The organism is Pseudomonas sp. CM27 (genome assembly GCF_013179515.1).
Classification (GTDB): domain Bacteria; phylum Pseudomonadota; class Gammaproteobacteria; order Pseudomonadales; family Pseudomonadaceae; genus Aquipseudomonas.
The window spans coordinates 1-10,254 of the sequence record NZ_JABMCN010000225.1 but is presented as its reverse complement, the minus strand read 5'-3'; the positions used below and the strand labels follow the sequence as shown (position 1 = coordinate 10,254).

The 10,254-nt window shown below is 60.9% G+C and carries 8 protein-coding genes; all 8 read right to left on the bottom strand.

The features are described 5' to 3' along the window. Window positions 1-914, bottom strand: a 914-nt coding sequence (sucC, locus tag HP547_RS23010; RefSeq protein ID WP_172287559.1) for an ADP-forming succinate--CoA ligase subunit beta, incomplete at its 3' end; no start/stop codon positions are given. Window positions 915-1,086: 172 nt separating this feature from the next. After that, window positions 1,087-2,523 carry a dihydrolipoyl dehydrogenase gene (lpdA, locus tag HP547_RS23005; protein ID WP_172287557.1) on the bottom strand — a complete coding sequence of 479 codons (1,437 nt, stop codon included), beginning with the start codon at window positions 2,521-2,523 and terminating at the stop codon, window positions 1,087-1,089. A 95-nt stretch (window positions 2,524-2,618) separates the two neighbouring features. Then, window positions 2,619-3,842: a 2-oxoglutarate dehydrogenase complex dihydrolipoyllysine-residue succinyltransferase gene (odhB, locus tag HP547_RS23000; RefSeq protein WP_172287555.1), complete on the bottom strand. Its 1,224-nt coding sequence runs from the start codon at window positions 3,840-3,842 to the stop codon at window positions 2,619-2,621. 42 nt (window positions 3,843-3,884) lie between these two features. After that, on the bottom strand, window positions 3,885-6,716 hold the full coding sequence (locus HP547_RS22995) for a 2-oxoglutarate dehydrogenase E1 component (protein ID WP_172231856.1): 2,832 nt from the start codon (window positions 6,714-6,716) through the stop codon (window positions 3,885-3,887). Window positions 6,717-6,962: 246 nt separating this feature from the next. After that, window positions 6,963-7,667, bottom strand: a complete 705-nt coding sequence (locus tag HP547_RS22990; protein WP_172231853.1) for a succinate dehydrogenase iron-sulfur subunit — start codon at window positions 7,665-7,667, stop codon at window positions 6,963-6,965. Window positions 7,668-7,678: 11 nt separating this feature from the next. Beyond that, window positions 7,679-9,451, bottom strand: a complete 1,773-nt coding sequence (sdhA, locus tag HP547_RS22985; RefSeq protein ID WP_172287553.1) for a succinate dehydrogenase flavoprotein subunit — start codon at window positions 9,449-9,451, stop codon at window positions 7,679-7,681. A gap of 3 nt (window positions 9,452-9,454) precedes the next feature. After that, entirely contained in the window at window positions 9,455-9,823 is a 369-nt protein-coding gene (sdhD, locus tag HP547_RS22980) for a succinate dehydrogenase, hydrophobic membrane anchor protein (RefSeq protein WP_008091903.1), read from the bottom strand. After that, window positions 9,817-10,203, bottom strand: a complete 387-nt coding sequence (sdhC, locus tag HP547_RS22975; protein ID WP_008091902.1) for a succinate dehydrogenase, cytochrome b556 subunit — start codon at window positions 10,201-10,203, stop codon at window positions 9,817-9,819. Before sdhC ends, sdhD begins: the two co-directional genes overlap by 7 nt. Window positions 10,204-10,254: the final 51 nt, after the last annotated feature.

Genomic DNA, 10,254 nt, shown 5'->3' with positions numbered 1-10,254 from the left:
ATGATCTTGAACGCTTCGGTAACGCGCTCTTTGGTAGCACCACCGCCAACGTCGAGGAAGTTGGCTGGCTTGCCGCCATGCAGGTTGACGATGTCCATGGTACCCATGGCCAGGCCGGCACCGTTGACCATGCAGCCGATGTTGCCTTCCAGCGCCACGTAGTTCAGCTCGAAGCTGGCAGCGTGGGCTTCACGAGGATCGTCCTGCGACGGGTCGTGGAAGGTTTTCAGCTTGGGCTGACGGTACATGGCGTTTGCGTCGATGTTGATCTTCGCATCCAGGCAGTGCAGGTCGCCGTCGGCCTTGATGACCAGCGGGTTGACTTCGAGCAGGGCGAGGTCGTGTTCTTTGAACAGCTTGGCCAGGCCTACGAAAATCTTGGCGAACTGTGCAACCTGCTTGCCTTCCAGACCCAGCTGGAATGCCAGTTCACGACCCTGGAACGGCTGAGCGCCGACCAGTGGATCGATAGTAGCCTTGATGATCTTCTCAGGAGTTTCGTGAGCGACTTTCTCGATGTCCACGCCACCTTCGGTGGAGGCCATGAACACGATACGGCGGCTCGAGCGATCGACTACAGCGCCCAGGTACAGCTCTTTGGCGATGTCAGTGCAGGATTCGACCAGGATCTTGGTCACTGGCTGACCGTTGGCGTCGGTCTGGTAGGTTACCAGGCGCTTGCCCAACCATTGCGCAGCGAACGCCTTGGCGTCTTCCTTGCTGCGAACCAGCTTGACGCCGCCCGCCTTGCCGCGACCACCTGCGTGAACCTGGGCTTTGACAACCCACTCGTTCCCGCCGATCTTGTCGCAGGCTTCTGCTGCAGCTTCAGGGGTGTCGACTGCGAAACCCTTGGAAACTGGCAGGCCGTATTCAGCGAACAGCTGCTTACCCTGATACTCGTGAAGATTCATGCTTTTTACCGTCTTCGTTAGGTACTGCGCTTCGGCGCTGCGCCATTACTGGCGCCGCACCACCTGTGACCGTTGACCCCGGGTTTTCCCGTGTGATCCGGTCCGGCGGACTTTCCGCGGTGAGTCATGCACGCAAGACTCACGACGGGCAGCCCGCCGTGGTTTCTTATAATTAACGCTTCTTACGGTTGGCCACGTGAATGGCGCCGCCATTCACCGCCAGCGCTGCTTCATGCAACGCTTCGGACAGGGTTGGATGGCTGAAGACCATCATGCCCAGGTCCTCGGCACTGGTGCCGAATTCCATTGCGATTGCGCCCTGCTGCACCAGTTCGGCAGCCGATGGGCCAATCACGTGTACACCCAGAACGCGGTCAGTCTTGGCATCGGCGATGACCTTGACGAAACCACCGGTGTCGTTGGCCGCCATCGCACGGCCGCTGGCAGCGAACGGGAAGGTGCCTACGTTAACCTCAACACCCTCGGCCTTCAAGGACTGTTCGGTCTTGCCGACCCATGCGATTTCCGGGTGGGTGTAGATAACCGAAGGGATCAGGTCGTAGTTCATCTGGGCCTTGTGGCCCTTGATGCGCTCAACCACCATGATGCCCTCTTCCGAGGCCTTGTGGGCCAGCATCATGCCGCGTACCACGTCACCGATGGCGAACACGCCCGGCACGCTGGTGGCGCAGTGATCGTCGACGAAGATGTAGCCACGCTCATCGATGGTCACGCCGCTGTCCGAAGCCAGCAGGTCGGTGGTCACCGGGCGACGGCCGACCGCAACGATCAGCTTGTCGAAGGTAATCTTCTGCTCGCCTTCGGCGTTGGTGTAGGTGACTTCGACTTCGTCGCCGTTGACTTTCGAGCCGGTGACGCGCGCACCCAGCTTGATGTCCAGGCCTTGCTTGGTCAGGGTCTTCTGGGCTTCTTTCGACACGGCGGTGTCGGCAGCCATCAGGAAGGTGTCCAGGGCTTCCAGGACGGTGACTTCAGCACCCAGGCGAGCCCACACCGAGCCCAGCTCCAGGCCGATGACGCCGGCGCCGATAACGCCCAGGCGCTTCGGTACGGTCTGGAATTCCAGGGCGCCGGTGGAGTCGACGATGACGTTCTGGTCGACCGGAGCCGGCGGAATGTCGATCGGACGCGAGCCGGAAGCCAGGATCACGTTGTCGGCTTCGATGACTTCGGTGGTGCCGTCAGCCTTGGTCACTTCGACTTTCTTGTTGGCCAGCAGTTTGCCGTGGCCCTGGATCGAAGTAACGCCATTGGCCTTGAACAGGGTGGCAACGCCGCCGGTCAGGTTCTTGACGATGCCAGCCTTGCGGCCAACCATCGCGGCCACGTCCATCTTCACTTCGCCAGTGGAGATACCGTGCACGTTGAAGCTCTCTTTGGCTTCCTTGTACTTCCAGGAGCTGTCCAGCAGCGCCTTGGACGGGATGCAACCTACGTTAAGGCAGGTGCCGCCCAGGGCCAGCTTGCCCTCGCCGTCGGTGTATTTTTCGATACAGGCAGTCTTCAGACCAAGTTGGGCGGCCTTGATGGCAGCTACATAGCCGCCAGGACCTGCACCAATCACCACTACGTCGAATTTCTGGGTCATAAAAGATTCCTTATCAGCAACAAGCTACAAGCCAAAAGCTGCAAGCCTACACGCTTCTACTTGAAGCTTGCAGCTTGCAACTTGTGGCTGTTTGATTAGATGTCCAGCAGCAGGCGAGACGGATCTTCCAGCAGGTTCTTGATGGTGACCAGGAAGGTTACCGCTTCCTTGCCGTCGATCAGGCGGTGATCGTACGACAGCGCCAGGTACATCATCGGACGGATCACGACCTGGCCATTGATGGCCATCGGGCGCTGGATGATGTTGTGCATGCCGAGAATGGCGGCCTGCGGCGGGTTGACGATCGGGGTCGACATCATCGAACCGAAGGTACCACCGTTGGTGATGGTGAAGGTGCCGCCGGTCATTTCCTCGATCGACAGCTTGCCGTCACGGGCCTTCTTGCCGAAGGTGGCGATGCCGTTCTCGATTTCAGCCAGGCTCATCGACTCGGCGTTACGCAGTACCGGTACCACCAGGCCACGGTCGCTGGATACGGCAACGCCGACGTCGGCGAAGCCGTGGTAGACAATGTCGTTGCCGTCGATCGAGGCGTTGACTGCCGGGAAACGCTTCAGCGCTTCGGTGGCGGCCTTGACGAAGAACGACATGAAGCCCAGGCGCACGCCGTTGTGGGTCTTCTCGAACAGGTCCTTGTACTTCGAACGCAGGGCCATGACTTCGGTCATGTCGACTTCGTTGAAGGTGGTCAGCATGGCCATGTTCGACTGGGCTTCGACCAGGCGCTCGGCGATCTTGGCGCGCAGGCGGGTCATTGGCACGCGCTTCTCGGTGCGGTCGCCAGCGGCGGTCACAACCGGGGCTGCAGCGGCAGCGGCAGGCTTGGCAGCAGGAGCCGCGGCAGGCGCGGACTTCTTGTTGGCGACTGCAGCAACCACGTCTTCCTTGGTGATGCGACCACCTTTGCCGGTACCGGCCACGGTAGCCAGGTCGATGCCGTTTTCTTCAGCCAGCTTGCGCGCGGCCGGGGCGGCAACCGGGTCGTCTTCGCCAGCGTCGGCAGCAGCGCCAGCCGGGGCAGCAGCGGCCGGGGCTGCAGCTGGGGCAGCAGCAGCGGCAGCGCCTTCAACGATCGAACCCAGTACTTCGTCGGACAGGACGGTATCGCCCTCGCCCTTGACGATGTCGCCCATCACGCCATCAGCGGTAGCCAGTACTTCCAGGACGACCTTGTCGGTCTCGATGTCGACGATCAGCTCGTCACGCTTGACGGCTTCGCCCGGCTTCTTGTGCCAGGTGGCAACGGTGCCATCGGCAACCGATTCCGGGAAGGTTGGGGCTTTGATCTCGATAGCCATTATCTGTGTTTCCTTAAATTCGGTTTCAGGTGCGCGAAGGTGTTAGACAGTGAAGGCGTCTTGCAGCAGTTTTTCCTGCTGTTCGGCGTGCTTCGAAGCGTAACCACAGGCTGGCGCGGCAGAAGCGTCTCGGCCGGCGTATTCCAGGACCAGTGCCTTGTTGTGGCGGCCCAGGATACGGCGCATGTGGTGCTGGCTGCTGTACCAGGCGCCCTGGTTCATCGGCTCTTCCTGGCACCATACGGCGTGCTTGAGGTTGCTGTATTGACCCAGGATTTCGACCAGGTCGTCCTCCGGGAACGGGTACAGCTGCTCGAGACGCAGGATGGCGATGTCCTCGCGGCCTTCGGCACGGCGTTTTTCCAGCAGGTCGTAGTAGACCTTGCCACTGCACAGCACCAGGCGCTCGACCTTGGCCGGATCGATCGCGTCGATTTCCGGGATCACGGTCTGGAACGAGCCTTCGGCCAGGTCTTCCAGGGTCGAGATGGCCAGCTTGTGGCGCAGCAGCGACTTCGGCGTCAGCACCACCAGCGGCTTGCGCAGCGGGCGGATCACCTGGCGACGCAGCAGGTGGTAGATCTGTGCCGGGGTGGTCGGTACGCACACCTGGATGTTGTGCTCGGCGCACAGCTGCAGGTAACGCTCCAGACGCGCAGAGGAGTGCTCCGGGCCCTGACCTTCATAACCGTGTGGCAGCAGCATGGTCAGACCGCACAGGCGGCCCCATTTGTGCTCGCCGCTGGTGATGAACTGGTCGATCACCACTTGCGCACCGTTGGCGAAGTCACCGAACTGGGCTTCCCAGATCACCAGCGCGTTCGGCGTGGTGGTCGAGTAGCCGTATTCGAAGGCCAGTACCGCTTCCTCGGACAGGAACGAATCGTACAGGTCGAAACGTGGCTGGCCCGGGAACAGGTTCTGCAACGGAATATAGGTGCTGGCGTCCTTCTGGTTGTGCAATACCGCATGGCGGTGCGAGAAGGTGCCACGGCCGATGTCCTGGCCGGTCATGCGGATCGGGTGACCTTCGAACTGCAGGGTGGCGTAGGCCATGGTCTCTGCATAACCCCAGTTGATCGGCAAGCCACCGGCCTGCATCTTCTGACGGTCTTCGTAGATCTTCGATACCTGGCGCTGGACGACAAAGCCTTCAGGCAGCTCGAGCAGCTTGGCCGACAGGTCCTGCAGGGTCTTGAGGTCGAAGCGGGTGTCGTGACGCGCGGTCCAGGCATGGCCCAGGTACGGACGCCAGTCGACGAACAGCTCGCGGTTCGGCTCCTTGACCAGGCTTTTTACAACGTGCAGGCCATTGTCCAGCGCGTTGCGGTACTCGTCGATCTTGGCCTGGGCGCGGTCGGCGTCGATGCGCCCGGCCTTGATCAGTGCCTCGGCATACAGTTCACGGGTGGTGCGCTGCTTGCTGATCTGCTGGTACATCAGGGGCTGGGTGCCGTTCGGCTCGTCAGCCTCGTTGTGGCCGCGACGACGGTAGCAGACCAGGTCGATGACCACGTCACGCTTGAACTGCATGCGGTAATCGATGGCCAGCTGGGTCACGAACAGCACGGCTTCCGGGTCATCGCCGTTGACGTGCAGGATCGGCGCCTGGATCATCTTGGCAACGTCGGTGGCGTACTCGGTGGAGCGCGCGTCCAGCGGGTTGCTGATGGTGAAACCGACCTGGTTGTTGATCACGATGTGCACGGTACCGCCGGTCTTGAAACCGCGGGTCTGCGACATCTGGAAGGTTTCCATGACCACGCCCTGGCCAGCGAACGCAGCGTCGCCGTGGATCGAGATCGGCAGCACCTTGTCGCCAACGGTGTCGTTGCGGCGGTCCTGACGGGCGCGCACCGAACCCTCGACCACTGGCGAAACGATTTCCAGGTGGGACGGGTTGAACGCCATGGCCAGGTGCACTTCGCCACCGGTGGTCATCACGTTCGAGGAGAAGCCCTGGTGATACTTCACGTCACCGGAGCCCAGCTCGTTCATCTTCTTGCCTTCGAACTCGTCGAACAGCTCGCGCGGGTTCTTGCCGAAGGTGTTCACCAGCACGTTCAGACGGCCCCGGTGGGCCATGCCGATGACGACTTCCTTGGTGCCGTAGGAGCCGCAACGCTGGATCATTTCGTCCAGCATCGGGATCAGGCTCTCGCCACCTTCAAGGCCGAAGCGCTTGGTGCCTGGGTACTTGGTGCCCAGGTACTTCTCAAGGCCCTCACCGGCGGTCACGCGCTCGAGCAGGTGGGTCTGCACGTCGGCGGAAAACTCCGGACGGCCGCGCACGCTTTCGAGGCGCTGCTGGAACCAGCTGCGCTGCTCGGAGTCGACGATGTGGGTAAATTCGGCGCCAATGGTGCGACAATATGTCTTCTGGAGTGCATCGACGATGTCGCGTAGGCTCGCCTCCTCTTTGCCGATGAACAGGTCGCCGGCACGGAAGGTCGTATCAAGATCGGCATTGGTCAAGCCGTAGTGATTGATCGACAGGTCTACGGGCGCAGGGCGCTGCCACAACCCCAACGGGTCGAGCTTGGCAGCCTGATGGCCGCGCATACGATAGGCCTGGATCAGTCGCAGAACTTCAACCTGCTTCTTCTCGTGTTCACTGCTCACGCTCCCGGCAGATACCGGTTGGGCGCGGCGCTGGTTCTTTGCCAGCAGTACGAAATGGTCGCGGATTGTCGAGTGCGATACATCGGTAGCGGTGCTGCCGTCGGCGGGCAACTTCTGGAAGTAGGTGCGCCACTCTTCTGGCACAGCGTTAGGGTCGTGCAGGTAGAGCTCGTAGAGCTCTTCCACATATGCAGCGTTACCACCTGAGAGGTGGGCGCTTTCCCACATGCGCTGCATCACGCTTTCTTGCATGCTTGGTCACCCTCGATTAGGGGACTGATCGGCGAGAGCCACAGCAAACCTGGAAAAGTCCGAATAAAGCGACTGAACCACGCCACTTGGATCCTGCTGATTTTCCGGGTACCAGCCCGGAAAGCCCCTGCTGGTCTCATATCTTCATAGGTAATGAGCGCGGGCTTTGTGGGCCCTTGCTCGGGTTTTACCTCAGTGCGGGCTCACCACCCGCACCTCGGCTTACTGCAGGTACAACACTTTGTATCAGGTGCCGCTTTGCAGCAGCATGTTACGTACGTGACCGATTGCCTTGGTCGGGTTCAGACCTTTCGGGCAAACGTTTACGCAGTTCATGATCCCGCGGCAGCGGAATACGCTGAACGGGTCATCCAGGGACGCCAGGCGCTCCTGAGTCTTGGTGTCGCGGCTGTCGGCCAGGAAGCGGTAAGCCTGCAGCAGAGCGGCCGGACCCAGGAACTTGTCCGGGTTCCACCAGAACGACGGGCAGGAAGTCGAGCAGCAAGCGCACAGGATGCACTCGTACAGACCGTCCAGCTTGTCGCGGTCTTCCGGCGACTGCAGGCGCTCGATGGCCGGCGCCGGGGTGTCGTTCTGCAGGAACGGCTTCACCTTCTCGTACTGCTTGTAGAAGATGCTCATGTCGACCACCAGGTCACGAATGACCGGCAGGCCTGGCAGCGGGCGCAGAATCAGCTTGTTGCCCTTGACCACACCCGACAGCGGGGTGATGCAGGCCAGACCGTTCTTGCCGTTCATGTTCATGCCATCGGAACCGCACACACCTTCACGGCAGGAGCGACGGTACGAGAAACCCTCGTCCTTTTCCTTGATCAGTGCCAACACATCGAGAACCATCAGGTCCTTGCCGCCGGTATCGACGTCGAACGACTCCATCTTGGGCGCCGAGTCGGTGTCGGGGTTGTAGCGATAAACTTCGACTTTCAACATAGCAGCCACCCTTAGTAAGTCCGGATTTTTGGTTCGAAGGCCGGTACGGTCTTCGGCGCAAAGTTGACGCCACGCTTGGCAACGCGCTTCTCACCCGGGTAGTACAGGGTGTGGCACAGCCAGTTTTCGTCGTCACGGTCTTCGAAGTCTTCACGGGCGTGAGCGCCGCGGGACTCTTTACGGGCTTCGGCCGCGATGGCGGTAGCTTCGGCGACTTCCAGCAGGTTCTGCAGCTCCAGCGCTTCGATACGCGCGGTGTTGAAGGCCTGGGACTTGTCGTTGATCTTGACGTTGGCGATGCGGTCACGCAGGCCGGCCAACTGCTCGATACCCTTCTGCATGTATTCGCCGGTACGGAATACACCGAAGTAGTTCTGCATGCAGCTCTGCAGTTCGCGCTTGAGGCTGGCAACGTCTTCGCCAGTGGAGCGCTCGTTGAGCTTGTTCAGGCGGTTCAGGGCAACATCGATGTCGGTGTCGCTGGCGTCGAGGTGCTCGATGCCGTCGCTCAGCGCCTTCTCCAGGTGCAGGCCGGCAGCACGGCCGAACACCACCAGGTCGAGCAGCGAGTTGCCGCCCAGGCGGTTGGCACCGTGAACCGATACGCACGCCACTTCACCTACTGCGAACAAGCCAGGGATGATGTGATCCTTGCCTTCTTCGTCCATGGTGATGGCCTGGCCATGAATGTTGGTGGCAACGCCGCCCATCATGTAGTGGCAGGTCGGAACGACCGGCACCGGCGCGACCACAGGGTCGACGTGGGCGAAGGTCTTGGACAGTTCGCAGATACCTGGCAGGCGGCTGTGCAGCACTTCCTCGCCCAGGTGGTCCAGCTTCAGCAGTACGTGGTCCTTGTTCGGGCCCACGCCGTTGCCGGCGATGATTTCCTTGACCATGGAACGGGCAACCACGTCGCGGCCGGCCAGGTCTTTCGCGTTCGGCGCGTAACGCTCCATGAAGCGCTCGCCGTGGGCGTTGATCAGGTAACCACCTTCACCGCGGCAACCTTCGGTGACCAGTACACCGGCGCCGGCGATGCCGGTCGGGTGGAACTGCCACATCTCGATGTCCTGCACCGGTACACCGGCACGCAGGGCCATGCCGATACCGTCACCGGTATTGATCAGGGCGTTGGTGGTGGAGGCGTAGATACGGCCTGCACCGCCAGTGGCCAGAACGGTGGCCTTGGACTTGATGTACATGGTTTCGCCGGTTTCGATGCAGATCGCGATCACACCGACAAAAGCGCCTTCCTGGTTCTTCACCAGGTCAACGGCATAGTACTCGTTGAGGAAGGTGGTACCGGCTTTCAGGTTGCCCTGGTACAGGGTGTGCAGCAGCGCGTGACCGGTACGGTCGGAAGCGGCACAGGTACGGGCGGCCTGGCCACCTTTACCGAAGTCCTTGGACTGGCCACCGAACGGACGCTGGTAGATACGGCCGGTTTCGGTACGCGAGAACGGCAGACCCATGTGGTCCAGTTCGAAGACCGCAGCCGGGCCTTCCTGACACATGTATTCGATAGCGTCCTGGTCACCGATGTAGTCGGAGCCCTTGACGGTATCGTACATGTGCCAGCGCCAGTCGTCGTTCGGGTCGGCCGAAGCGATGGCGCAGGTGATGCCGCCCTGGGCGGATACAGTGTGCGAACGGGTCGGGAAGACCTTGGTGACTACGGCGGTCTTGTGGCCGCCTTGAGCCAGTTGCAGCGCTGCGCGCATGCCGGCGCCGCCGCCACCGATGATGATGGCGTCGAAGGAAATGGTTGGAATGCTAGCCATGGATCAGATACCCCAGAGAATCTGCACACCCCAGACGAAGTAAGCGAACATCGCAACGCCGCATACCGCCTGGAACAGGAAACGAATCGCAGTTGCCGACTTGCCGAACGACATTGGCGTCAGGTAGTCGGTCGCAATGGTCCACATGCCGACCCAGGCGTGAGCGCCCAGGGCAACGAGGGCCAGCAGACTGAAGATCCGCATCGCGTTGTTGGAGAACAGACCATGCCACTGGGTGTAGTCGATGCCTGGGTGGGCGACCACGTAGCCGATCAGGAAGATGAAGTAAGCCGCGAGAACGACCGCAGATACGCGCTGCGCCATCCAGTCATAGAGGCCCGAACGCGACAGGTTCGTGACATTGGTTACCATACCCAAACTCCCACCAGAACGATCAGCACCACGGAGATGACAATCACGATTTTCGAGCCCAGTTTGCCGCCTTCCAGCGTCTCACCGATGCCCATGTCCATGATCAGGTGGCGAACACCTGCCACCAGGTGATACAGCAAGGCGGATAGCAGGCCCCAGGTCACGAACTTGGCCAGCGGGCTGGTCAGACACGCCTTCACCTCACCGAAGCCTTCCTCGGAACCCAGCGATTTGCCCAATGCGTAAAGCATGATGGCAAGGCCGATGAACAGGATGACGCCGGAGATACGGTGCAGAATGGACGTGTACGCGGTGACAGGGAGCTTGATGGTCCTTAGGTCTAGGTTTACAGGTCGTTGGCTTTTCACGGCTTTTTTCACACTGAAGAGCCCCTAGCGAATCAGGGCAAAGTTGTTGGTAAGTGTACTGGT